Raw genomic sequence first — 22,148 nt, 5'->3', positions numbered from 1 at the left:
AACGGAAGACGGAAGACGGAGGTGTGAAAGTGCGGCAGGCGGGAAGGAACCGGCGGGACCCGCCGGCCGCTCCCGGGCGGCCGGCTTGCGCGCAGCGCTGTGCGGCGCCCGGGACGTCAGCTATGCGTCCCCGTGATGTAGTGCTCGAGTTGCTCGATGATGAAGCGCTGTTCGGAGATGATGTCCTTGACCAGGTCACCGATCGACAGCATGCCGATCAGGTCCTCGCCCTGCATCACCGGCAGGTGGCGCAGCCGGTGCTCGGTCATCAGCGCCATGCACTCGTCGGTGCTCTGGTCGCCGCGCACGTAGATCACGGCCGTGGTCATGATCTCGCGCACCAGCGTATCGCGCGAGGTGCGCTGCATCAGGATCACCTTGCGCGCGTAATCGCGCTCGCTGAGGATGCCGACGATCTTGCCGTACTCCATCACCAGCAGTGCGCCGATACCCTTCTCCGCCATGAGCTGCAGCGCCGAATAGACCGTGGCCCCCGGCTGGATGCTGAAGATCGCCTGGCTGGACTTCGCTTCCAGAACCTGTCGTGCGGTTTTCATCCCCGACTCCTTGTTGTCGCGCCCAGAGAGTAGTGCTGCCCACCCCGGCCCTGGCCGGAGCGCGGACGGGGCCCTCCCCCGATGTGCCGCCGCCTCGTTTCTCCAGATTAGCAAAGGTTGGCGCCGCCTTGCAGGGTGACGCAGGCGATTCTTTGTAACCGCGCCACGGTGCGTGGCCCGCTCCCCCCGATGCCGCGCCCGGCGGGAGGCCCCCCCATCGCGCGGCCGGCCGCTCCGGCGGGCACGCGCGGGCACCGCTTCATTGCGGCCTGGGGTGCGGCCCGGGGTGTGGCCCGGGGGGTGGCCCGGCACCAATGCCGCAGGCCTGCTCCAGCGCCAGTACACAGAAGCGCTCCATCTGCAGCGCCCAGTCGCTGGCCGGCGGCACCGGCGCCAGCAGCAGGCGGTAGCGGCGCGCGCCCCAGACGGCCTGCGCCAGGCTGGCCACCACGGCCGCGTCCGGCTGGCGCGGCAGGTCCGGGCAGGCGGCCAGCACCCGCAGCCACGCCGCGCACAGCTCCTCGAAGAAGCGCTGGTGGTGCTTGGGCTCGGCGATGCGCGCCTCGAGCGCCATCATGTCGCGGTCGTAGGCGGTCCAGGCGCCGTCCTCCGCGCTGCAGCACAAGCGCACCAGGCGCCCCACCCGTTCGCGCCAGTCCGCGGCCGGCGCGTGCGCCGCCTCGTCCTCGATGCGCGCCAGCAGCCGCTCGATGGCATGGCGCACGAAACCCGACAGCAGGGCTTCCTTGTTGGGGAAGTATTCGTACAAGGTGCCCACCGAGCACCCCGCCTCCAGCGCCACCGCGCGCGTGGTCACGCCGGCCCAGCCGCGCGCCTGCCAGATCCGAACAAAGGCCTCGTAGATGGCCGCCACGGTGAAGCGCGCGCGCTGCTGGGACGGCCGCTTGAGCGGCCTGGCCGGGCGTGCGGCCGCGCCGTCCGTGGCCGCGGCGTTTCCGAACCCGGCGCGGCCGGCGCGGCGATACAGTCGAGTCATCGATGACAGGGCGCACCGGCCGCAGGGGCCGGGCGCGGCAACCAGGAGAGAGAGATGACGGCAGGCATGGCAACGGAGACGATGGTGCAGGCGCCCGCGCACAGGGATGCGCACAGGGACGCGCAGACGGACGGGCAGCTCGAGGTGACGCGGCTGCTCACGCGCAAGGATGCCTTAAACGAGAGCCGGCTGGAAGCCGCGCAAGAGCCCGCCGGCGCGGCCGCGGGCGAGGTCCTGCTGAGGCTGGACCGCTTCGCCCTGACCACCAACAACATCACCTATGCCGCCTTCGGCGAGGCCATGCAGTACTGGCAGTTCTTCCCCACCGGCCAGGCCGGCTGGGGCCAGATGCCGGTCTGGGGCTTCGCCGACGTGGTCGCCTCGGGCGTGCCGGGCATCGAGGCCGGAGAGCGCTTCTACGGCTACTTCCCCATCGCCAGCCACGTGCGCATGCAGCCCGAGCGGGTCACGCCGCGCGGCTTCTACGACGCCAGCGCGCACCGCCGCACGCTGACCTCGGCCTACAACCAGTACACCCGGGTCAGCCAGGATGCCGCCTACCGGCGCGAGCTGGAGGACTACCAGATGCTGTACCGCCCGCTCTTCCTCACCTCCTTCATGCTGGCCGACTTCCTCGCCGACAACGGCTTCTTCGGCGCCACCCGGCTGCTGTTCTCCAGCGCCTCCAGCAAGACCGCCTACGGCACCGCCTTCTGCCTGCGCGGACAGGCCGGCCTCGCGCTGCACGCGCTGACCTCGCCGCGCCACCGCGGCTTCGTCGCCGGCCTGGGCTGCTACGGCGCGGTGAGCGACTATGCCGCACTCGAATCGATCGATACCGCCACGCCCACGCTCTACGTCGACTTCTCCGGCGACGAAGCCCTGCGCGAACGCGTGCACCGCCACCTCGGCGATGCGCTGGTCTACGACTGCTACGCCGGCTCGGCGCAGAACACCGGCTTTCTGCGCGAGGCTGCCTTGCCGGGACCGGCACCGGCGTTCTTCTTCGCCCCCGTGCAGATCCGCAAGCGCAACGCGGACTGGGGGCCGGAGGAGGTCAACCGGCGTTTCCATGCGGCACAGCAGCAATTCATCGACCATGCCAGGGAACCCGCCCACGGCTGGCTCACGCTGGTGCGCGAGCAAGGCTTCGCGGCCGCGCGCGAGCGCATCGCCAGCCTGGCCGAAGGGCGCGCGGAGCCGCGCGAAGGCTATGTGGTGCGGCTCGGCGGCTGACCGCCGCGCCCCGCATGTCACGACCGTGTCACGACCGTGGTGCGGTCGAGGTGCGGTGGTGGTGCGGTGGTGGTGCGGTGGTGGTGCGGTGGTGGTGCGGTGGTGGTGCGGTGGTGGTGCGGTCGCGATCGAGTGATCGCGGGCGAAATTCTCCTGCCCCAAGGCCGGGGTCAGGCGCTATAACGGAAAGACCACCGCGCGGCAACCAGGAGACGCCATCCATGGCCAGCGAAACCGCCGCGGGCAAGCCCGCCTCCACGGCCGCGCCAGCGGCCGCCGGCGCGAGCGAAGCCACGCTCGTCAATATCGTCCGTCTGTGCGAAAACGGCCCGCTGGCCGTGCGAGCGCCGGTGCTGATCGACGGCCGGCCAGCCGGCCTGCGCGTCAGCCTGTGCCGCTGCGGCGGCTCGCATCGCAAACCCCTGTGCGACGGCAGCCATGCCGAGAACGGCTTCCAGGCACCGGGAGACATGCCACCCGGCCCCTGCGCCGTGCTGGCCAGCAGCGGCGGGCCGCTGGCGGTCCACCCGATCCCGAACGGGCCGCTGCACGTGAAAGGCAACCTGGAACTGGTGGGCGCAAGCGGCCGGCTGATCGACCGCATGGAGGAAGCGTGGCTGTGCCGCTGCGGGCATTCGGGCAACAAGCCCTTCTGCGACGGCACCCACAAACGCATCGGTTTCCGCACCTGAGTGTGCGGCGCCGGCGCGCCGGCCGGAACGGCTTACTCGGTCAGCATGCGCACCTTGACCTTGCGCCCCTTCAGCTTGCCGTCGTTGAGCCGGCGCATCGCCTCGCGTCCGATGGCGCGGTCCACCGCCACGTAGGTCGACATCTCCATCACGTTGATCTTGCCGATCTGCTCCTTGCTGAAGCCGGCGTCGCCGGTCAGCGCGCCCAGCACGTCGCCAGGGCGGATCTTCTCCTTGCGCCCGCCCAGGATCTGCAGCGTGACCATCGGCGGCAGCAGCCGCTCGGGGCTGGCCGGCGTCAGCTCGGCCAGCGGATGCCAGACCACCTCGGTGCCCTGCGCCTGCTCGATGTAGCCGACGCGGCCCATCTCGCCCAGGCTGGCCAGGCTGAAGGCCCAGCCGTCCTCGCCGGCGCGCCCGGTACGGCCGATGCGGTGGACGTGCACCTCGGGATCGGGCGTGACGTCGACGTTGATCACCGCCTCGAGCTGCGCGATGTCCAGCCCGCGCGCCGCCACGTCGGTGGCCACCAGCACCGAGCAGCTGCGGTTGGCGAACTGCACCAGCACCTGGTCGCGCTCGCGCTGCTCCAGCTCGCCATGCAGCGCCAGCGCCTGGAAGCCCTGCGCGCGCAGCAGTTCGACCAGGTCGCGGCAGCGCGCCTTGGTATTGCAGAACGCCAGCGTGCTGGCCGGACGGAAATGGTCGAGCAGGCGGCCCACGGCGGCCAGGCGCTCGCCCTCCTCGACTTCATAGAAGCGCTGGCGGATGGTGTCGCCGGCGTGCTGCTCGACCAGCTTCACTTCGCGCGGCTCGCGCAGGAACTGCCGGCTCAGCTTGGCGATGCCATCCGGATAGGTGGCCGAGAACAGCAGCGTCTGGCGCGCCTTCGGGCAGGCGCTCGCGACCATGGCGATATCGTCGAAGAAGCCCATGTCGAGCATGCGGTCGGCTTCGTCGAGCACCAGCGTGTTGAGCGCGTCGAGCTGCAGCGTGCCGCGCTGCAGGTGGTCCAGGATGCGGCCCGGCGTGCCGACGGCGATATGCGCGCCGTGGGCCAGGCTCTCCACCTGCGGGCGCATCGGCGTGCCGCCGCACAAGGTCAGCACCTTGACGTTGTCGGCACCGCGCGCCAGCCGGCGGATCTCCTGCGTCACCTGCTCGGCCAGCTCGCGCGTGGGGCACAGCACCAGCGCCTGGGTGGCGAAGCTGCGCGCATCGAGCCGTTGCAGCAGCGCCAGCGCGAAGGCGGCGGTCTTGCCGCTGCCGGTCTTGGCCTGCGCGATCAGGTCGTGGCCGGCCAGCGCCAGCGGCAGCGCGGCGGCCTGGATCGGCGTCATGTCCTGGTAACCGAGCTGCGCCAGCGTCGCCAGCGTGGCGGGCGGCAGGGGCAGGCGGGAGAAGGGGGTGCCGTCGGACGGCTGGGGGGTCTGGCTCGAGGTCATGCCGGATTGTAGCCCGGCGCCTGGGCCAGGGCGTCACATATGCCGTCCGGTCTCGCGCAGGTGTTGCCGATGCCGCCGGCCTGGGTGCGTTTCGGCGGCTCCGGCCGGCCTACGGGATTTGCGCCGCGACGGTTTGCTCCCCTCTCCCGCCTGCGGGAGAGGGGTTGGGGGTGAGGGCGGGCGCTGGCTGTGCCGCAGTGGCTGGGATCACACCGTCGGCTTCGTCTTTGCGCTCGCGTGCTGGATCACACCGTTGGCTTCGTTGGATGTGGCACCTTGCTAAACCACCCCTCACCCCCACCCTCTCCCCATGCGGGGAGAGGGAGCCAAGACCGTGTGCTTGGCGCTCGGAGTTGGTGCATCGTCGGCTCCGTCCAGCGCGACGTGGTCCGCACCGCGCCGGTCCGCTCCCCTCTCCCGCCTGCGGGAGAGGGGTTGGGGGAGAGGGCGGGCCTTCGCTGGCACGACGGCATTCACTTCGCGCCGGTGCCCGCCCTCACCCCCGCCCCCTCAGGCCGGCGGCCAGCCCGGCCCACGCCAGCCGAGCCGGTCCAGCAGCGCCTGCGCCGCGGCCGGCGCGCGCTCCTTGGCGCCGTTGATGAAGAAGACGAAGACCTCGCGCTGCCGGCGCGGCGCCGGTGCCTCGCCGACGCGCGGCAGGTCGGCCGGTTCGTCGCCGGCGGACCACGCCATGGCGCGCTCGCGCCAGGCGTCCAGGGCCTTTGGCGCATAGCCGTGCTTGAGCTTCTCGCTGCAGCCCATCAGCCGCGCGTAGACGAAATCCGCGCTGAGGTCCGCCAGCGAGGGGAACCTGGGCGAATCGGCGAATACCGTCGCCATCCGGTAGCGGCGTGCCAGCGCGAGGTAGTCCGGCGAGGCGAAGCTCTCGTGCCGCACCTCCAGCACGTGCCGCAGGCGCACGCCCTCCACCTGCGCCGGCAGCAGGTTCAGGAAGGCCTCGAAGTCATCGGCCTCGAAGCGCTTGGCCGGCGCGAACTGCCACACCACCGGCCCCAGCTTGTCGCCCAGCGCGGCGATGCCGCTGTCGAGGAAGCGCGCCACCGAATCGCCCGCTTGCGCGAGCACGCGGCGGTTGGTGGCGAAGCGCGAGGCCTTGACCGAGAAGACGAAGCCATCCGGCGTCTGCTCGCGCCACTTGAGGAAGGACGCGCGCTTCTGCGTGCCGTGGTAGGTGCTGTTGATCTCGATGGCGCTCAGGTGCCGGCTGGCGAATTCCAGCTCGCGCGCCTGCGCCAGCCCGGCCGGATAGAAGTTGTCGCGCCAGGGCGCATAGGCCCAGCCACCGATGCCGACGCGGATGCGCGCGGCCGCCGCCGCCTCCTTCGAACTTGCCGTGACCGCCGCCGCCCTGCCGCTGCCTGCCTTGCCTGCCATCGCCTGCTCCTGCGGGGAGATGGCTGGCAGTGTAGCCGCAAGCGCGCCCCTGCGTGCCGCCGGCCGCGCGAGCGCCTCAGCCGGCCACCGCGCTGCCGTCCGCCATCAGCGTCTCGCCCTTGCGCGCCACGATCATGCCGTAGGCGTGCGGCTGGCGGTGCAGGTCGAAGTTGAAGGTGGTGCGCTTGTAGACCGCGCAGAAGTCCAGGTCGCAGCGCGCCAGGGCGAGTTCGTCGTCCTTGGTGACGCAGCGCGCCACCACCTCGCCCGATGGCGCCACCACGCAGCTGCCGCCGATGCTGTCCACGCCCTCCTCCATCCCGGCCTTGGCCACGCCCGCGACCCAGGTGCCGTTCTGGTAGGCGCCGGCCTGCAGCGAGAGCTGGTTGTGGAACAGCGAGAGGTCATCGTGCGCGGGCGCGGGGGCGTTGTGCACGGGCGTGTTGTAGCCGATCAGCACCATCTCCACGCCCTGCAGGCCCATCACGCGGTAGGTCTCGGGCCAGCGGCGGTCGTTGCACAGGGCCATGCCGACCTTGCCGCCGAAGGCCTCGTTGACGCCGAACCCGTCGCCGGCGGTGAAATAGCGCTTCTCCAGGTGCTGGAAGCGGCGCCACGGCTCGTGCTCGCGATGGCCGGGCAGGTGGACCTTGCGGTATCTGCCGACGATGCGGCCGCCGCGGTCGACCAGGATCGAGGTGTTGTAGCGTTGCCTGCGCCCCCCCTCCTCGGCCAGTTCGGCATAGCCGAGATAGAAGCCCACGCCGAGTTCGCGCGACAGCTCGAACAGCGGCAGGGTGTCGGGGCCCGGCATCTCGCGCTCGAAGAAGCTGTCGAGCTCGGCTTCGTCCTCGATGTACCAGCGGGGAAAGAAGGTGGTCAGCGCCAGTTCGGGGTAGACGATCAGGTGGGCGCCGCTGGCGTGCGCCTCGCGCATCAGCGCGCACAGGCGCTTGACGACCTGGGCGCGGCTGTCGGCGCGGGCGATGGGACCGAGCTGGCCCAGGGCCAGGTTGACGATTCGGGTCAAAGGGAATCTCCGGTGATGCGGTAAAGGGATCTGCGCTGGTGAGGGCGCTGGTGAGGGCGCTGGTGAAGGCGATGGCGATGGCGCTCTCAAGGCGCGCCGAGCGGCCGGTCGGCGCGCGCCAGCAGCACGCGCATCAGCACGCGGGCGCCGTCGACCAGGTCCTCGGGGCGGGTGAATTCGCGCACGTTGTGGCTCAGGCCGCCCACGCTGGGCACGAAGATCATCGCCGCCGGGCAGGCGCGCGCCAGCATCTGCGCGTCGTGGCCGGCGCCGCTGGGCAGGCGCATGGCGGGCAGCCCGAGCGCCTGCGCGTGCCGCGCCACCTCGTCCACCAGCGCGCAGTCGAAAGCCACCGGGGCGAAGCGCGCCAGCGCGCGGCGCGACCATGCCAGGCCGGCCTCCTCGCAGCACTGCGCGACGAAGGCCTGCACCTCTTCCTCGGCGGCACGCAGCGCGGCGTTGTCGGTATTGCGCAGGTCGACGGTGAAGACGGCGCGGTGCGGGATCACGTTGATCAGGTTGGGCGCGAACTGCATGGCGCCGACCGTGCCGATCTGCCGCCCGCCGTAGCGCAGCGCCAGGTCGTGCACGAAGGTGGCCACGCGCGCGGCGGCGTGGCCGGCGTCGCGGCGCAGCGCCATCGGCGTGGTGCCGGCGTGGTTGGACACCCCCTCGATGGTGTACTCGTTCCAGGAGATGCCCTGCACGCCCTCCACCACGCCGAGGCGCAGGCCCTGCTGCTCCAGCACCGGCCCCTGTTCGATATGCAGCTCGACGAAGCTGTCCACGCGCGGCGCGCCGACCGCCGCCGTTCCTTGATAGCCGATGCGCGCCAGCTCCTCGCCCACGGTGGCGCCGTCGATGCCGCGCGTGGCCAGCGCCTCGGCCAGCGGCAGGCCGCCGACATAGACCAGGGAGCCCATCATGTCGGGCTGGAAGCGCGCGCCTTCCTCGTTGGTGAAGACCGTCACCGCCAGCGGCCGGCGCGTGCGCACGCCCGCCTGGCGCAGCGCGGCCACCACCTCCAGGCCGGCCAGCACGCCGTAGTTGCCGTCGTAGCGGCCGCCGGTGCGCACCGTGTCGATATGCGAGCCGGTCATCACCGGGGCCGGCGTGGCGCCGGTGCGGCCATTGGTACCGCTATCGGTGCCGCTATCGCTACCGGCATAAATCCCGGTGATGTTGCCGATGGCATCGATGCTGACCGCCATGTCCAGCGCGCGCATGCGTGCCACGGTCCAATCGCGCCCGGCGCGGTCGGCATCGCTGAGCGCCAGCCGGCACACGCCGCCGCCCTCGATGGCGCCGACCTGCGCCAGTTCGTCGAGGCTGCGCAACAGGCGCGCGCCGTCGATCTCGGGAAGCCGCTCCATCATGCCGCCCCCCGCGCCGCGGCACGGACCGCCGCGCCGCTCTGCCCGACCAGTTCCGCATAGCATGCGGGGTCGGTATCGCCCTCGCTGCCGATGAACAGCAGGCGGCTGTGCGGCCCCAGGCCCAGCGCGGCCCGCGCCTGCTCGTCCTGCATGGCGGCGATGGCGGCGGCCAGGCCGGCCACGGCGGACTCGCCGGCGACGATGGGCGCGTCGGCGCCGCCCGGCCGCGCCAGCAGGCGCATCACCGCCACCGCCGCATCGTCGCCGATGCGGCAGAAAGCGTCGGCGCCCTGCGCCAGCACTTCCCAGGCCAGCAGCGAGACCTCGCCGCAGGCCAGCCCGGCCATCAGCGTGTCGAGCTCGCCGCCGACGGCCACCGGCCGGCCGGCGCGCGCGCTCTGGTACAGGCAGTCGGCGCGCTCCGGCTCGACCACCACGAAGACCGGCCGCGCGCCGCCCGCGCGCTCCCAGAAGTAGCCGCACACCGCGGCGGCGAAGCCGCCCACGCCGGCCTGCACGAAGACATGGGTGGGCGCCTCGGGCAGCGCGCGGGCGGCCTCCTCCACCATCAGCTGGTAGCCCTGCATGACGTCGCGCGGCACGTCCATGTAGCCGGGGTAGGAGGTGTCGGAGATCACGTGCCAGCCCTGGGCGCGCGCGTCGCGGTCGGCCTGCTGCACGGCCTCGTCGTAGTTGCCGGCGGTGCGCACCACCTCGGCGCCGTAGGCCGCGATGGCGTCGCGCCGGCCGTCGCTGACGGTGGCGTGGATGTAGATCACGCAGCGGCAGCCGAACATGCGCGCGCCCCAGGCCACCGAGCGGCCGTGGTTGCCGTCGGTGGCGCAGGTCACGGTGAGGTCGGCGCACAGCGCGCGCAGCGCGGGCTCGGCGAGATCGGCGGGCGCGATCTCGCGGCCGGCGCGGCGGCCCACCTCGCGCGCCAGCAGGCGCGCCACCGCATAGGCACCGCCAAGCGCCTTGAAGCTGCCGAGACCGAAGCGCGAGCCTTCGTCCTTGTAGTGGATGGCGGCCACGCCCAGGCGCGCGGCCAGGGCCGGCAGCGCCACCAGCGGCGTGGGCTGGTAGCCGGGCCAGCGCGTGATCTCGGCGCGCGCGGCGGCCAGTGCCGCCTCGCCCAGGATGGCACTGCGCGCGGCGCCGTAGGGCAGGTCGCGGCGCAGCGCCGGGTTGGGGAAGCAGTCCAGGGACAGCGACGGCAGCGGGGGCAGCGAGGAAGTCGGCGAGAGATTCGGCGAGAGATTCGGCGAGGAAGTCAGGGAAGGCATCGGTATCGCTTGCGGCTAGGGCAGAGACAGGAACGAGAAGACGGAGAACCGGGTCGAGCAGAGAAAACGGGAAAACGGGTAACGCCGCGCTAGGCGAGTCCCTCCAGGTCGGCCAGCACGGCGTGGGCGCGTTCGATGCGCTGCATGCGCGCCCGCGCACGCTTGCGCGTGCGCGTCACCACCGCCGTGGCCAGGTAATTGACCAGGCTCACCGCGGCCACGTAGGAATCGAAGACCTGTTCGCCCTGGTGCGCGCAGCCGAGCACGGCGTCGGCCTCGGCCGCCAGCGTGGAGACCGGTGTGTCGGTCAGCAGGATGCAGCCGGCGCCGGCCTCGCGCGCCAGCCCGACCACCGCCGGCAGCCGCTGCGCGCGGCGGCGGAAGTCCACCGCCAGCAGCACATCGCGCGGCTCGATCTCGGCGATGCGCTCGGCGTCCTGGCCGGCCGCATCGTTGAGCATGGCCACGTCGGGCCGTCCTTGCGACAGCAGCGCGCACGCGTGCATCGCCACCAGGTAGCTGTTGCGGTAGCCCACCACCCAGACGCGGCGCGCCTCGGCCAGGGCGTCGAGCGCCGCGCCCAGCGCGCGCTCGCCAACCTGCTCGGGCAGCGCCGCCAGGCGCAGCGCATCGCGCTCCACGTGCGCCGCCAGCCCGCTCCGGGCCGACGGCGCGCCGCGCGCCGCCGACGGCGGCCCGCCACGCTCCAGCTGGCGCAGCGGCGAGCGCGCCGAGACCTGGTCGCGCAGGTTCTGGCGGAAGGCGCTGAAGTCGGCGTAGCCGAGGCGGCGGAAGAAACGCGCCGCGCTCGCCTTGGACACACCGGCCAGTCCGGCCAGCTCGGTGGCGGAGTAGCTGAGCAGCTCCCGCTGGCGCGCCAGCAGCACGTCGGCGAGCTTGCGGTCGGCCGCGGAGAGGTCGCCATAGCGTTGCCGGATGCGTGCTTCCAGCGCTTCCAGCACTTCATGTGTACTCATGGGTGGCTCATTGGTGGCTCTTGGGTTGGACATCGGATGGCCTGGCAGGCGTTGCCGCATGCCAGGCCTTGGTACGCGCCTTGGTGCGTGCCTTGGTGCGTGCCTTGGTGCGTGCCTTGGTGCGTGCCTTGGTGCATCCCCCGCTGCACGCCGCCGCGCGCAAGGCGTCAGCGTCGGCACCCTTGCATGCGCTGCGGCCGCGCCTGCATACCTTGGTGCGCGCCGCCTCATTTCTGTGCGCGCGCACCATGGCGGAACGCGCCGGTGCGGCGCTGAAACGGGAATTCCCGCTGTTTCTTCCGCATGAAACACCGGTTCCAGCGCCTGGCCGCGGTACAAGCAATCTCGATGCCAAGTCCTCGCCGCAGCGCGCCATCTCCCCGCCGGGCCTTGCCCCGCCTGGCAGGCGCAGGCTCGCGGGAAAGCGCCGCAGCGGTGGCATTGCGGCAGTGGCACACAACTTGCCTCAGCGGTTTCGTTGCTTCCGATTCCAACGCAAGAGGTCTTTCATGAAACGCAGAGAGTTCACCGTCGCCGCCAGCCTGCTCGCCTGTGCCGCGCTGACCGCCATGGCACCGGCACGCGCCGACGATTCGCTCCAGGCCGTGATGGCCAGGAAGTCGATCGCGATCGGCATCCCCGTCGACTTCGCGCCCTACGGCTTCATGGGCCCGGACCTGAAGCCGCAGGGCCTGGACGTGGCAGTGGCCCAGCTGATCGCCGACCGCATGGGCGTCAAGGCCGAGCTGGTGCCGGTCAGCACGCCCAACCGCATCCCCTACCTGCAGACCCGGAAGATCGACCTGATCGTGTCGGCGCTGGGCAAGAACGCCGAGCGCGCCAAGGTGATCGACTTCTCCGTGGCCTACGCGCCGTTCTACCAGGCCGTGTTCGGGCCGAAGTCGCTCTCCATCAAGAGCTTCGCCGACCTGGGCGGCAAGACCATCGCGGTGACGCGCGGCACCATCCAGGACGATGCGCTGCAGCAGGTGGCGCCGCCCACGCTGAAGATCCAGCGCTTCGAGGACGACAACTCCACCGTGGCCGCCTTCGTCTCGCAGCAGACGCAGCTGATCGCCACCGGCGCGGCGGTGGCGGCGATGGCGATCCAGAAGCACCCGCAGGTGCAGGCCGAGTACAAGCTGCTGCTGAAGGACTCGCCCAACTTCGTCGGCGTGCGCAAGGGCGACGCCACGCTGCTGGCCAAGGTCAACGACATCCTGCGCCAGGCCAAGACCGACGGCACCCTCAACACCTACGCGCAGAAGTGGCTGGGCCGTGGTACCGGTGAACTGCCCGAGTAAGCACGGCCGCCGCCGGGCGGCGCCGTGCCGCGCGGACCGCCGCCAGCGGTGCGCGGCCACGGCGCGGCGCCCGCGTGCCAGCGCGCTTCCCCGCCCGCTTCCCCGGCGGCGCGCCGCGCGCGCCGCCCCGCCTTATCGATGCCAGGCATGATCTCTTTCGACTTCACCCCCGTCTTCGCGCAGTGGCCGATGCTGCTGCGCGGCCTGCTGCAGACCGTGCTGCTGACCGCGCTGTCGGCGCTGCTGGGCACGCTCGCCGGCATCGGCTGCGCCTGGCTGCGCCTGCATGGCACCGGCTGGGCGCGCTTCCTGGCCGGCGCCTACGTCGAGCTGATCCGCAACACGCCCTACATCATCCAGCTCTTCTTCATCTTCTTCGGCCTGCCTTCGCTGGGCGTGCGGCTGTCGCCGGAAGTGGCCTGCGTGCTGTCGATGACGCTGAACCTGGGTGCCTATGCCTGCGAGATCGTGCGCGCCGGGCTGGACGCCACGCCGCGCGGCCAGATCGAGGCCGCGCAGAGCCTGGCGCTGAACCGCTGGCAGATCTTCACGCGGGTGGTGCTGCCGCCCTCGCTGGCGCGCGTGTGGCCGGCGCTGGTGGGCCAGATCATCATCGTGATGCTCGGCTCTTCCGTGTGCAGCCAGATCTCGGCCGAGGAGCTGTCGTACGCCGCCAACCTGATCGCCAGCCGCACCTTCCGTAATTTCGAGTCCTACATCGTCGCCACGCTCGCCTACCTGGCGCTGGCCGCGGCGCTGCGCCAGCTGCTGAACTGGATCGGGCCGCGCTTCGTTTTCCGCCGCTGAAGGAGTGCCGGCATGATCGAATTCTCTCTCTGGGATATCCTGCGCAACCTGCTGCTGGCGCTGCGCTGGACCGTCGGGCTGTCGCTGATCGCCTTCGTCGGTGGCGGCGTGCTGGGGCTGGCGCTGCTGGTGGCGCGCATCGCCCGGCTGCCCGGCGCAGAACGCGGCGTGGCCCTCTATGTGCAGCTGTTCCAGGGCATCCCGCTGCTGATGCAGCTCTTCCTCGCCTACTTCGGCCTGGCGCTGGTCGGCGTCGACGCCTCGCCGCTGTTCTCGGCCGCGCTGTGCCTGTCGCTCTATACCGGCGCCTACCTGACCGACATCTGGCGCGGCTGCGTCAACGCGGTGCCGAAGGGGCAGTGGGAGGCATCGGCCAGCCTGGCCATGAGCCTGGGCGAGCAGCTGCGCCACGTCATCCTGCCGCAGGCGGCGCGCCTGGCGGTGGCGCCCACCGTGGGCTTCCTGGTGCAGGTGATCAAGGGCACCGCGCTGGCCTCGGTGATCGGCTTCGTCGAGGTGACCAAGGCCGGCCAGATCATCTCGAACGCCACCTTCCAGCCCTTCCTCGCCTACGGCTGCGTGGCGCTGCTGTACTTCGCGCTGTGCTTCCCGCTGTCGCTGTGGAGCCGCCAGCTCGAACGGCGGCTGCGGCCGCAGCGCTAGGCGGCGCTCCCTTCCTCCCACGCTCCCCTCGCCCCCATCTTCAACCGCGCATCCGCAGACAGGTTTCCCCATGCAAGACGCTATCTCCAGCCCGGCCGCTTCCGCCACGCACCCCGCCCCCTCGCAGCAGGGCGATGTCCCCGCCGCCGCGCCCTTCGCCCTGGTCGACATCCAGGGCCTGCGCAAGCGCTATGGCGACAACGAAGTGCTCAAGGGCATCGACCTGCGCATCGGCCGGCGCGAGGTGGTCACCATCATCGGCCGCAGCGGCTCGGGCAAGAGCACGCTGCTGCGCTGCGTGAACGGGCTCGAGGCCTTCCAGCAGGGCGGGCTGGCCGTCGACGGCCAGCCGCTGCGGCACGACGATGCCAAGGCGATGCGCGCGCTGCGCCAGAACGTCGGCATGATCTTCCAGAACTTCAACCTGTTCCCCCACCTCAGCGCCGGCCGCAACGTGATGCTGGCGCCCGCGCTGGTCAAGGACATGCCGAAGGCCGAGGCCGAGCGGCGCGCCCGCGCGCTGCTGGCGCGCGTGGGCCTGGGCGACAAGTTCGACAGCTACCCCGACCAGCTCTCCGGCGGCCAGCAGCAGCGCGTGGCCATCGCCCGCGCGCTGGCGATGGACCCGGCCGTGCTGCTGTGCGACGAGATCACCTCCGCGCTCGACCCGGAACTGGTGGGCGAGGTGCTCGGCGTGGTCGAGAGCCTCGCCGCCGACGGCATGACCCTGATCATGGTCACGCACGAGATGAACTTCGCGCGCAAGGTCAGCGATCGCGTGGTCTTCATGCACCAGGGCAAGGTGCACGAGGTGGACACGCCCGAGCGCATCTTCGGCAGCCCGCAGACGCCGGAGCTGAAGCAGTTCCTGTCGATGATCTGAGCGCCGGCGGGAAGCCTCCCGCCCGCCCCGTCCACCGCCGGCGCAGCCCCCTCCGCTGCGCGGCGCCGTAGCCACGCCGCGGCCCCTCCCGGCGCCCCCCGGCGGTCCCCCTTCACCTCCCGCCAGCCCCCTGCGGACCGCCCCATGACGGAACCTGGAGCTGGTGCATCGCACCATCGCAAGGCAGCGCCGCCCGGCACGCCACCCCGCCGGCCGTGCCGGGCGGCGTCGGCCTGCTGGCGCGAATCTTCATGCAAATCAAAGGATTAAGGGAAATCTCCAACGGGCCGGCGGCCACCCCGGCAACGCTTGGCCCGAACCTTGCTGCATTGCTTCGCGACGCTGTCGACAGTTGACGATTCGGCTCAGAGCGTCTTGAATCATCCTGTCGACAGTTGACCATCGACGTAAAACCGAGCCAGAAGACCTGCCGCCAAGGCACCACCAAGGCACCAGAAAGGAATCGAGACATGGGCATCCAACTCGCCACCGCCACCCCGCGCTCCCCCCGCTCCGACGCCGAGCAGCAGGTCCGCGCCGACCTCGCCGCCGCCTACCGGCTGGTCGCGCACTACGGCATGGACGACAGCATCTACACGCATATCTCCGCGCGCGTGCCCGGCACGCACGACCGCTTCCTGATCAACCCCTTCGGCACCCTGTTCCGCGACATCACCGCCTCCTCGCTGGTGTGCATCGACCTCGACGGCAACATCGTCGACGGCGCGCCCGGGCAGGACGTCAACCCGGCCGGCTTCACCATCCACAGCGCGGTGCACGCGGCACGCCCCGACGCCCTGTGCGTGCTGCACACCCACACAGTGGCCGGCGTGGCGGTGTCCTCGCTGGCCTGCGGCCTGCAGCCGTGCAACCAGTGGGCGCTGCAGTTCCACGACCGCGTGGTCTACCACGACTTCGAAGGCATCGCGCTGGACCACGACGAGCGCGAGCGCCTGGTGGCCGACCTCGGCCCCTCCGCGCGCGCCATGATCCTGCGCAACCACGGCCTGCTGACGCTGGGCCGCAGCGTCGCCGAGGCCTTCATCCTGATGCACAACCTGGAGCGCGCCTGCCGCGTGCAGCTCGCCGTCCAGTCCAGCGGCGAAGCGGTCTACGCGGTGCCGGAAGCGATCCGCGAGAAGACCGCGCGGCAGTACGAGAGCGGCGACAGCAACCGCCTGGCCGGCAGCGCCGACCCGTACGCGCGCGAATGGCGCGCGCTGCTGCAGCGCCTGGAGCCGGCCGCCCCGGTGCCCTACCACGCTTGATCACGCTTGATCACGCTTAATCACGCCTGACCCCGCGCGGCGCCCGCCAGCATCCGGGCGCGCCGCGGCGCTTGTTCCGCATCGTCCCCATCCTCAGCCCCCTAGGAGAGTCACGCCATGAACCGCCGCCAACTGCTCAAGCTGGGCGCCGCCACCAGCGGCCTGTCGATCGCAGGCATTCCCCTCCACGTCCTGGCCGCCGGCAAGAAAGGCGGCATCATCAACGCGCTGGTGCAGCCGGAGCCTTCCGGGCTGATGATCGGCATCACGCAGAACGGCCCCACCCAGCTCATCTCCGGCAACATCTACGAAGGCCTGCTGCGCTACGACGACAAGCTCGAGCCGCTGCCGGCGCTGGCCACCTCCTGGACCGTGGGCGGCAACGGCACGGTCTACACCTTCAAGCTCAAGCCCAACGTCACCTGGCACGACGGCAAGCCCTTCACCGCCGCCGACGTGGTGTTCTCCGCCGACGTGTTCCTGCGCAAGACCCATGCGCGCCTGCGCGCCAACCTGGCGGCGGTGGAGAGCATCCGCGCGCTCGACCCGCTCACCGTCGAGTTCAAGCTGAAGTACCCCTTCAGCCCCTTCCTCGGCATCTTCGAAGTGGGCTCGATGCCGATGGTGCCCAAGCACCTCTACGAGGGCACCGATTTCCTCAACAACCCGGCCAACGCCAGGCCGATCGGCACCGGCCCGTTCAAGTTCAAGGAGTGGGTGCGCGGCTCCTACATCCAGCTGGTGCGCAATGAGCAGTACCACCAGGCCGACGTGCCGCTGGTCGACAGCGTCTACTTCCACGTGATCCCCGACGCCGCCGCGCGCGCCGCCGCCTTCGAGTCGGGCAAGGTCGACGTGGTGCCGGGCGGCGCGGTCGAGTACTTCGACGTGGCGCGGCTGGCCAAGCTGCCGGGCGTGCAGGTCAGCACCAAGGGCTGGGAATTCTTCGCGCCGCACTCGTGGCTGTGGGTCAACCACCGCAAGGCGCCGATGGACAACATCAAATTCCGCCAGGCGCTGGCCTTCGCCATCGACCGCGACGCCATCGCGCGCGTGGCCTGGCAGGGCTTCGCCAAGACCGCCACCGGCCCCTTCAACAGCCACATCAAGTTCTACAGCACCGACGTGGCCAAGTACCCGCGCGACCTCGCGCGCGCCAAGCAGCTGCTGGCCGAGTCCGGCTACAAGGGCGAGACCCTGCGCCTGCTGCCGCTGCCCTACGGCGAGACCTGGCAGCGCTCGGCCGAGATGGTGCGGCAGAACCTGCAGCAGGCCGGCATCAAGATCGAGATGACGCCCACCGACGTGGCCGGCTGGGGCGAGCGCCTCAACAAGTGGGACTACGACCTCGCCTTCACCTACGTCTACCAGTACGGCGATCCGGCGCTGGGCGTGGCGCGCAACTACACCTCGGACAACATCGCCCAGGGCTCGCCCTTCAACAACGTGGAGGGCTACCGCAACGCCAAGGTCGACGAGCTGTTCCATGCCGGCGCGCGCGAGATGGACCCCGCCAGGCGCGGCGCCATCTACCAGCAGGTGCAGAAGATCCTGCTCGACGAGATGCCGGTGGTGTGGATGCACGAGCTCAACTTCCCCACCCTGTACCGCAGCCGCGTCAACAACCTGATCAGCTCCGGCATCGGCCTCAACGACAGCCTGGGCCGGGCCTGGCTGGCCTGAGGCCGGCACCGTACGCGGGAGCCACGCCATGCAACGCACGCAACGCCTCGTGGGCCGCCTGATCCAGGGCGTGCTCGCCATCCTCATCATCGCCACCGTCAACTTCCTGCTGATCCGTGCCGCGCCAGGCGACCCGGTCTCGGTGATGGCCGGCGAATCGGGCGCCTCCGACGCCCAGTTCGTGGCCCAGCTGCGCACGCAGTTCGGCCTCGACCAGCCGCTGCCGCAGCAGCTCGGCAAGTACCTGGTGCACGTGGCGCAGCTCGACCTGGGCTTCTCCTACCGGCAGCAGCGGCCGGTGCTGGACCTGATCGTCGAGCGCCTGCCCGCCACCCTGCTGCTGACCGGCACCGCCTTCGCGCTGTCGCTGCTGTTCGGCGTGGTGCTGGGCGCGCTGGCCAGCCGTCGCGCCGGCACCTGGGTGGACAGCGCCATCACGGTGCTGTCGCTGCTGTTCTACGCCACGCCGCTGTACTGGCTGGCGATGATGGCGGTGCTGCTGTGCTCGGTGCGCTTCGACTGGCTGCCGGGCTTCGGCTACGCCACCGTCGGCGCCGACCTGCACGGCGTGGCACGCGCGCTCGACATCGGCCAGCACCTGGTGCTGCCGGCGCTGACGCTGGCGCTGTTCTACATGGCGGTCTACGCCCGCATGACGCGCGCCTCGATGCTGGAGGTGGCGCAGATGGACTTCGTCAAGACGGCGCGCGCCAAGGGCCTGCATCCGGGCCGCATCCAGCGCGCCCACATCCTGCGCAACGCGCTGCTGCCGGTGGTCACGCTGGCCGGCATCCAGGCCGGCGGCATGATCGGCGGCGCGGTGCTGACCGAGACCGTGTTCGCCTGGCCCGGCATCGGCCGCCTGATGTTCGATGCGCTGCTGCAGCGCGACTACAACCTGCTGCTGGGCTGTTTCCTGGTGACCGCCGCCATGGCCGTGGCCTTCAACTTCGTCACCGACTTCGTCTACACCCTGGTCGACCCGAGGATTGAACTGAAATGAACCACACATTCTGGCGGCGCTTCTGCCGCAACAAGGCCGCGCTGCTGGGCCTCGCCGTGCTGGCGGCGGTGGCCGTGCTGGCGCTGTTCGGTCCCTGGCTGGCCGGCAACGATCCGTGGGAGATGGCGCAGCAGCCCTTCCTGCATCCGCTGCAGCAGCCGGGCTTCGCGCTCGGCACCGACACCATGGGGCGCGACATCCTGTCCGGCGTGATCCACGGCGCGCGCATCTCGCTGCTGATCGGGCTCGTCTCCACCGTGGTCTCGCTGGCCATCGGCGTCACGCTGGGGGCGCTGTCGGGCTATTTCGGCGGCTGGGTCGATGCCGCGCTGATGCGCTTCACCGAGCTGTTCCAGGCCGTGCCCAGCTTCGCGCTGGCGCTGGTGCTGGTGGCCATCTTCGAGCCCTCCATCGCCTCCATCGTGACGGCCATCGCGGTGGTCTCCTGGCCGCCGGTGGCGCGCCTGGTGCGCAGCGAGTTCCTGACCCTGCGCCAGCGCGACTTCGTCGCCGCCGCGCGCCTGGCCGGCGAATCGACGCCGCGCATCATCCTCACGCAGATCCTGCCCAACGCCACTTCGCCCATCGTGGTGATGGCCTCGCTGATGGTGGCGACCGCCATCCTGCTGGAATCCAGCCTGAGCTTCATGGGCCTGGGCGATCCCAACCACATGAGCTGGGGCTATATGGTCGGCCAGGCGCGCACGGTGCTGCGCCAGGCCTGGTGGATGGCGGTGTTCCCCGGCACCGCCATCGTGCTGACGGTGCTGGCGCTGAACATGGTCGGCGAAGGACTCAACGACGCGCTCAACACGCGCCTGGGCGGGAGAGGACGATGAACGCACCCGTGCTCGATATCCAGGGCCTGAGCATCCGCCTGCCCGCCGGCGGCGACCGCGCGCTGGCGGTGCGCGAGGCCTCGCTGACGCTGCAGGCCGGCCAGACCCTGTGCGTGGTGGGCGAATCCGGCTCCGGCAAGTCGATGATCGCCAACGCGGTGATGGGCCTGCTGCCGCGCCCGCACGTGGAACCGGTGGCCGGGCGCATCCTGTTCGAAGGCCAGGACCTGCTGGCGCTGCCCGAGCCCGCGCTGCGCGCGCTGCGCGGCCAGCGCCTCGGCATGGTGTTCCAGGAGCCGATGACCGCCCTCAACCCTGTCATGCGCATCGGCGACCAGATCGCCGAGGTGTTCGACGCGCACCAGCGCCTGCCCGCCGCCGAGAAGCGCCGGCGCATCCTCGCCGCGCTCGCCGACGTCGGCCTGCCCGATCCGGCGGCGCTCTGCGACAGCTATCCCTTCCGCCTGTCGGGCGGCCAGCGCCAGCGCGTGATGATCGCCAGCGCGATGGTGCTGGAGCCGCGCCTGCTGATCGCCGACGAGCCGACCACCGCGCTCGACGTCACCACCCAGGCGCAGATCCTCAAGCTGGTGCGCGAGCTGCAGCAGCGGCGCGGCACCGCGGTGCTGTTCATCACCCACGACTTCGGCGTGGTCTCCGAGATCGCCGACGAGGTGGTGGTGATGCAGACCGGCAGCATCGTCGAGCGCGGCCCCGCCGCGCGCGTGCTGCGCGCCCCGCAGCACGAGTACACGCGCCGCCTGATCGCCGCCATCCCCGGCGGCGAGGCACGCGCGCCGGCGCCGCGCGCCGACGACGCCAACCGCGTGCTGCAGGTGCAGGACCTGTGCAAGACCTACCGCTCCGGCGGCGGGTTGCTGCGGCGCGGCCGCGAGGTGCAGGCCGCGCGCGACATCAGCTTCGAGCTGTGGCGCGGCCAGACCCTCGGCCTGGTCGGCGAATCGGGCTCGGGCAAGTCCACCGTGGGCCGCTGCATCGCCGGGCTGGCCCCCTTCAACGGCGGACGCGTGGTGGTCAACGGCCGCACCCTGGCGGCCGGCGGCAGCGTGCCGCGGCATGCCGCCGGGCAGATCCAGATGGTGTTCCAGGATCCCTACGCCTCGCTCAATCCGCGCCATCGCATCGGCGCCGCCATCGCCGCCGGCCCGATCGCCCAGGGCGTGCCGCGCGAGCAGGCACGCGCGCGCGCGGTCGAACTGCTGGGCCTGGTCGGCCTCGGCCCCGAGGCCGCCGAACGCTATCCGCACGAATTCTCCGGCGGGCAGCGCCAGCGCATCGGCATCGCGCGCGCGCTGGCCATGCGCCCGGCGCTGCTGATCGCCGACGAGCCGGTGTCCGCGCTCGACGTCTCGGTGCAGGCGCAGGTGCTGGAGCTGTTCGCCCAGGTGCGCGAGCAGTTCCAGCTCGCCATGGTCTTCATCACCCACGACCTGCGCGTGGCGGCGCAGATGTGCGACCACATCGCGGTCATGCAGCGCGGCGAGATGGTCGAGTATGGCGAGACCGCGCGCGTGCTGGGCGATCCGCAGCATGCCTATACGCGCCGCCTGATCGAGGCCATCCCGCGCCTGGCGCGCCCGGCGCCCGAGCCGCCGCCGTCCGGGCGGGCGGACGGCGCGCCGTACCGCGAGAGGGCCGCGGCATGAACGGCGCCATCGCATCCCAGCTGGCCTCCGCGAACCCCGCCGCCGCGCCCGAGGCGCCCGACGCGCCGCGCGACGCCGCGCCGCCGGTCATCGCCCTGCTCAGCAGCGTGCTCGACATGCGCTACCTGGCGCCCGCCTTCGAAGCGGCCTGCCCCGGCACCGAACTGCGCTACGCCGACGCGCTCGGCGCGCCCGAGCGCATCGACGCGGCGGTGTGCTGGTATCCGCCGCCGGGCCTGCTGGCCACGCTGCCGCGCCTGCGCCTGGTGCAGTCCCTGGCCGCCGGCATCGACCACCTGCCCGCCGGGGAGGCGCGGCGCGCGCCGCTGCTGTGCCGCATCGTCGACCCCACCATGGCCGGCGGCATGGCCGCCTATGTGGCCTGGGCGGTGATCCACCGCCAGCGCGCCATGGACGCCTACCTCGCCAGCGCCGCCGCCGGCCGCTGGCAGGAAGAGCCCATCGTGCCGCCGGCGCGCCATCGCGTCGGCATCGCCGGCCTCGGCACGCTCGGCGAAGCCTGCGCGCGCGCGCTGCTGGCGCTGGGCTATGCGGTGCGCGGCTGGAGCCGCACGCCGCGGCCGGCGGCGCCGGCGCAGGTCGAGTGCTTCCACGGCGCCGCCGGCCTGGACGCCTTCCTGTCCGGCTGCGACACCCTGGTGTGCCTGCTGCCGCTGACCGAGCAGACGCGCGGCTTCCTCGGCGCCGAGGTGTTCGCACGGCTGCCGCGCGGCGCGCACGTGGTCAACGTCGGGCGCGGCGCCCACCTGGACGAGGACGCCCTGCTGGCCGCGCTCGCCACGGGCCAGCTCGGCGCCGCCACGCTGGACGCCTTCGTGCAGGAACCGCTGCCGGCCGGCCATCCGTTCTGGCATCACCCGCGCATCGTCGTCACGCCGCACGTGGCCACGCGCACCGATGCCGCCGTCATCGCGCGCCAGACGCTGGACAACCTCGCGCTGGCGCGCCGCGGCCTGCGCCCGCCGGCCGCGGTCGACCCGGCGCAAGGCTATTGATGGCGGCCTGCGACGACTGAGTCC

20 protein-coding genes are annotated in these 22,148 nt (G+C 71.5%); 12 read left to right on the top strand and 8 right to left on the bottom strand.

Annotated features, from left to right (window positions below):
* Positions 1-116: 116 nt before the first annotated feature.
* Entirely contained in the window at positions 117-557 is a 441-nt protein-coding gene (locus tag BKK81_RS02710) for a CBS domain-containing protein (RefSeq protein ID WP_071010648.1), read from the bottom strand.
* Between the two features lie 259 nt (positions 558-816).
* The gene (locus BKK81_RS02705; RefSeq protein WP_083383904.1) at positions 817-1,554 is read right to left on the bottom strand and encodes a TetR/AcrR family transcriptional regulator; all 738 of its coding nucleotides are present in this window, start codon (positions 1,552-1,554) and stop codon (positions 817-819) included.
* A gap of 81 nt (positions 1,555-1,635) precedes the next feature.
* Here BKK81_RS02705 and BKK81_RS02700 point away from each other — a divergent pair, with 81 nt between their 5' ends.
* Both BKK81_RS02700 and BKK81_RS36960 read left to right on the top strand, forming a co-directional pair.
* Positions 1,636-2,790 (top strand): DUF2855 family protein, encoded by a 1,155-nt coding sequence (locus BKK81_RS02700; protein ID WP_083384190.1) that lies wholly within the window; start codon positions 1,636-1,638, stop codon positions 2,788-2,790.
* A 221-nt stretch (positions 2,791-3,011) separates the two neighbouring features.
* Positions 3,012-3,482 (top strand): CDGSH iron-sulfur domain-containing protein, encoded by a 471-nt coding sequence (locus BKK81_RS36960; RefSeq protein ID WP_071010647.1) that lies wholly within the window; start codon positions 3,012-3,014, stop codon positions 3,480-3,482.
* 32 nt (positions 3,483-3,514) lie between these two features.
* Here BKK81_RS36960 and dbpA read toward each other — a convergent pair whose 3' ends face one another.
* The 6 genes from dbpA to BKK81_RS02665 form a co-directional block, all read right to left on the bottom strand.
* Positions 3,515-4,927 (bottom strand): ATP-dependent RNA helicase DbpA, encoded by a 1,413-nt coding sequence (gene dbpA, locus BKK81_RS02690; protein ID WP_071010646.1) that lies wholly within the window; start codon positions 4,925-4,927, stop codon positions 3,515-3,517.
* Positions 4,928-5,437: 510 nt separating this feature from the next.
* Positions 5,438-6,322 (bottom strand): DUF72 domain-containing protein, encoded by an 885-nt coding sequence (locus BKK81_RS02685; RefSeq protein WP_071010645.1) that lies wholly within the window; start codon positions 6,320-6,322, stop codon positions 5,438-5,440.
* 76 nt (positions 6,323-6,398) lie between these two features.
* Positions 6,399-7,352, bottom strand: coding sequence for an N-carbamoyl-D-amino-acid hydrolase (locus tag BKK81_RS02680; RefSeq protein ID WP_071010644.1), 954 nt, complete (start codon positions 7,350-7,352; stop codon positions 6,399-6,401).
* A gap of 86 nt (positions 7,353-7,438) precedes the next feature.
* A complete protein-coding gene (locus BKK81_RS02675; protein ID WP_156811105.1) occupies positions 7,439-8,728 on the bottom strand; it encodes a Zn-dependent hydrolase in 1,290 nt (429 codons plus the stop codon).
* Positions 8,725-9,957, bottom strand: a complete 1,233-nt coding sequence (locus tag BKK81_RS02670; RefSeq protein WP_071015957.1) for a diaminopropionate ammonia-lyase — start codon at positions 9,955-9,957, stop codon at positions 8,725-8,727. The genes BKK81_RS02675 and BKK81_RS02670 overlap by 4 nt, the downstream gene beginning before the upstream one ends.
* 146 nt (positions 9,958-10,103) lie before the next feature.
* A complete protein-coding gene (locus BKK81_RS02665) occupies positions 10,104-10,991 on the bottom strand; it encodes a MurR/RpiR family transcriptional regulator (RefSeq protein ID WP_071010642.1) in 888 nt (295 codons plus the stop codon).
* Positions 10,992-11,500: 509 nt separating this feature from the next.
* Between BKK81_RS02665 and BKK81_RS02655 the strand changes: the two genes are divergently transcribed.
* The 10 genes from BKK81_RS02655 (at position 11,501) to BKK81_RS02610 (ending at position 22,124) form a co-directional block, all read left to right on the top strand.
* Positions 11,501-12,295, top strand: a complete 795-nt coding sequence (locus tag BKK81_RS02655) for a transporter substrate-binding domain-containing protein (RefSeq protein WP_071010640.1) — start codon at positions 11,501-11,503, stop codon at positions 12,293-12,295.
* Between the two features lie 147 nt (positions 12,296-12,442).
* Positions 12,443-13,102 (top strand): amino acid ABC transporter permease, encoded by a 660-nt coding sequence (locus BKK81_RS02650; RefSeq protein ID WP_071010639.1) that lies wholly within the window; start codon positions 12,443-12,445, stop codon positions 13,100-13,102.
* Positions 13,103-13,114: 12 nt separating this feature from the next.
* On the top strand, positions 13,115-13,765 hold the full coding sequence (locus BKK81_RS02645) for an amino acid ABC transporter permease (protein WP_071010638.1): 651 nt from the start codon (positions 13,115-13,117) through the stop codon (positions 13,763-13,765).
* 70 nt (positions 13,766-13,835) lie between these two features.
* Positions 13,836-14,648 (top strand): amino acid ABC transporter ATP-binding protein, encoded by an 813-nt coding sequence (locus BKK81_RS02640; protein ID WP_083383901.1) that lies wholly within the window; start codon positions 13,836-13,838, stop codon positions 14,646-14,648.
* Positions 14,649-15,118: 470 nt separating this feature from the next.
* The gene (locus BKK81_RS02635; RefSeq protein WP_071010637.1) at positions 15,119-15,916 is read left to right on the top strand and encodes a class II aldolase/adducin family protein; all 798 of its coding nucleotides are present in this window, start codon (positions 15,119-15,121) and stop codon (positions 15,914-15,916) included.
* 117 nt (positions 15,917-16,033) lie between these two features.
* The gene (locus tag BKK81_RS02630) at positions 16,034-17,599 is read left to right on the top strand and encodes an ABC transporter substrate-binding protein (RefSeq protein WP_071010636.1); all 1,566 of its coding nucleotides are present in this window, start codon (positions 16,034-16,036) and stop codon (positions 17,597-17,599) included.
* A gap of 28 nt (positions 17,600-17,627) precedes the next feature.
* Positions 17,628-18,602, top strand: coding sequence for an ABC transporter permease (locus BKK81_RS02625; protein ID WP_071010635.1), 975 nt, complete (start codon positions 17,628-17,630; stop codon positions 18,600-18,602).
* The gene (locus BKK81_RS02620; RefSeq protein WP_071010634.1) at positions 18,599-19,441 is read left to right on the top strand and encodes an ABC transporter permease; all 843 of its coding nucleotides are present in this window, start codon (positions 18,599-18,601) and stop codon (positions 19,439-19,441) included. Before BKK81_RS02625 ends, BKK81_RS02620 begins: the two co-directional genes overlap by 4 nt.
* Positions 19,438-21,108, top strand: coding sequence for a dipeptide ABC transporter ATP-binding protein (locus BKK81_RS02615; RefSeq protein ID WP_071010633.1), 1,671 nt, complete (start codon positions 19,438-19,440; stop codon positions 21,106-21,108). The genes BKK81_RS02620 and BKK81_RS02615 overlap by 4 nt, the downstream gene beginning before the upstream one ends.
* Positions 21,105-22,124 (top strand): 2-hydroxyacid dehydrogenase, encoded by a 1,020-nt coding sequence (locus tag BKK81_RS02610; RefSeq protein ID WP_083383900.1) that lies wholly within the window; start codon positions 21,105-21,107, stop codon positions 22,122-22,124. Before BKK81_RS02615 ends, BKK81_RS02610 begins: the two co-directional genes overlap by 4 nt.
* Positions 22,125-22,148: the final 24 nt, after the last annotated feature.

It is taken from the genome of Cupriavidus sp. USMAHM13 (genome assembly GCF_001854285.1).
Lineage (GTDB): Bacteria > Pseudomonadota > Gammaproteobacteria > Burkholderiales > Burkholderiaceae > Cupriavidus > Cupriavidus malaysiensis.
Note: the sequence above shows the minus strand (reverse complement) of the source record. Positions and strands in the feature narration are given on the sequence as shown.

What these genes read in the sequence shown, in the direction of transcription:
- BKK81_RS02710 (WP_071010648.1), bottom strand. Translation starts at nt 557, where the DNA reads ATGAAAACCGCACGACAGGTTCTGGAAGCGAAGTCCAGCCAGGCGATC.
- BKK81_RS02705 (WP_083383904.1), bottom strand. Translation starts at nt 1,554, where the DNA reads ATGACTCGACTGTATCGCCGCGCCGGCCGCGCCGGGTTCGGAAACGCC.
- BKK81_RS02700 (WP_083384190.1), top strand. Translation starts at nt 1,636, where the DNA reads ATGGTGCAGGCGCCCGCGCACAGGGATGCGCACAGGGACGCGCAGACG.
- BKK81_RS36960 (WP_071010647.1), top strand. Translation starts at nt 3,012, where the DNA reads ATGGCCAGCGAAACCGCCGCGGGCAAGCCCGCCTCCACGGCCGCGCCA.
- dbpA (WP_071010646.1), bottom strand. Translation starts at nt 4,927, where the DNA reads ATGACCTCGAGCCAGACCCCCCAGCCGTCCGACGGCACCCCCTTCTCC.
- BKK81_RS02685 (WP_071010645.1), bottom strand. Translation starts at nt 6,322, where the DNA reads ATGGCAGGCAAGGCAGGCAGCGGCAGGGCGGCGGCGGTCACGGCAAGT.
- BKK81_RS02675 (WP_156811105.1), bottom strand. Translation starts at nt 8,728, where the DNA reads ATGATGGAGCGGCTTCCCGAGATCGACGGCGCGCGCCTGTTGCGCAGC.
- BKK81_RS02665 (WP_071010642.1), bottom strand. Translation starts at nt 10,991, where the DNA reads ATGAGTACACATGAAGTGCTGGAAGCGCTGGAAGCACGCATCCGGCAA.
- BKK81_RS02655 (WP_071010640.1), top strand. Translation starts at nt 11,501, where the DNA reads ATGAAACGCAGAGAGTTCACCGTCGCCGCCAGCCTGCTCGCCTGTGCC.
- BKK81_RS02650 (WP_071010639.1), top strand. Translation starts at nt 12,443, where the DNA reads ATGATCTCTTTCGACTTCACCCCCGTCTTCGCGCAGTGGCCGATGCTG.
- BKK81_RS02645 (WP_071010638.1), top strand. Translation starts at nt 13,115, where the DNA reads ATGATCGAATTCTCTCTCTGGGATATCCTGCGCAACCTGCTGCTGGCG.
- BKK81_RS02640 (WP_083383901.1), top strand. Translation starts at nt 13,836, where the DNA reads ATGCAAGACGCTATCTCCAGCCCGGCCGCTTCCGCCACGCACCCCGCC.
- BKK81_RS02635 (WP_071010637.1), top strand. Translation starts at nt 15,119, where the DNA reads ATGGGCATCCAACTCGCCACCGCCACCCCGCGCTCCCCCCGCTCCGAC.
- BKK81_RS02630 (WP_071010636.1), top strand. Translation starts at nt 16,034, where the DNA reads ATGAACCGCCGCCAACTGCTCAAGCTGGGCGCCGCCACCAGCGGCCTG.
- BKK81_RS02625 (WP_071010635.1), top strand. Translation starts at nt 17,628, where the DNA reads ATGCAACGCACGCAACGCCTCGTGGGCCGCCTGATCCAGGGCGTGCTC.
- BKK81_RS02620 (WP_071010634.1), top strand. Translation starts at nt 18,599, where the DNA reads ATGAACCACACATTCTGGCGGCGCTTCTGCCGCAACAAGGCCGCGCTG.
- BKK81_RS02615 (WP_071010633.1), top strand. Translation starts at nt 19,438, where the DNA reads ATGAACGCACCCGTGCTCGATATCCAGGGCCTGAGCATCCGCCTGCCC.
- BKK81_RS02610 (WP_083383900.1), top strand. Translation starts at nt 21,105, where the DNA reads ATGAACGGCGCCATCGCATCCCAGCTGGCCTCCGCGAACCCCGCCGCC.